Source organism: Pseudomonas sp. EL_65y_Pfl1_R83, assembly GCF_963970695.1.
Taxonomy (GTDB): Bacteria; Pseudomonadota; Gammaproteobacteria; order Pseudomonadales; family Pseudomonadaceae; genus Aquipseudomonas; species Aquipseudomonas tritici.
Genome location: NZ_CAXAQI010000099.1, coordinates 1 through 670 on the forward strand (window position 1 = coordinate 1; position 670 = coordinate 670).

Sequence of the window (670 nt, forward strand, 5' to 3'; positions counted from 1 at the left end):
GCATCGAGGGTGGATTCAATTGGTCGCTTCGGATCAGAGAGGAACGCCGCGACGCCGGCCAGAGTCTTGTCCTTTTCCGCATAGAGGACGTGGAGGATCGCGCCGACTAGCAGCGCATGGCTCGTCTTTTCCCAATGGTTCCGCTTGTCCAACGACCCTTCTGGGTCGACCAGGATGTCGGCGATGTTCTGGACGTCGCGAACCTCCCATTCGCCGCGGCGCACCTCGAGCAGAGGATTGTAGGCAGCGGATTTTGTGTTGGTCGGGTCAAAGAGCAGCACGCGGCCGTGCCTGGCGCGGAAGCCGGCGGTGAGCTGCCAATTCTCCCCCTTGATGTCATGGACGATGCAGCTTTCCGGCCAAGCGAGCAACGTGGGCACGACGAGCCCCACACCCTTGCCCGATCGCGTCGGCGCGAAGCACAGCACATGCTCGGGCCCGTCGTGACGGAGGTAATGTGGTCCTAGAAGACCCAGCACCGCTCCGCGATCGCCAAGCAGTCCGGCACGATTAGCCTCGTCCGCTGTTGCCCATCGTGCCGAGCCATAGGTCTCGGCCTTCTTCGCCTCGCGGGCGCGCCACACCGACATGGCGATCGCCACGATGATCGCAAGGATGCCCCCCGAGGCGGCGATGAACGCCCCGCGCACGAAGATCTTCGGCGCATAGG

The 670-nt window shown here is 63.9% G+C and carries 1 protein-coding gene; it reads right to left on the reverse strand.

Features of this window, described 5'->3' with window-relative positions; genetic code table 11:
• Positions 1 to 670, reverse strand: a 670-nt coding sequence (locus AACY08_RS27835; protein WP_339472314.1) for a type IV secretory system conjugative DNA transfer family protein, incomplete at both ends; no start/stop codon positions are given.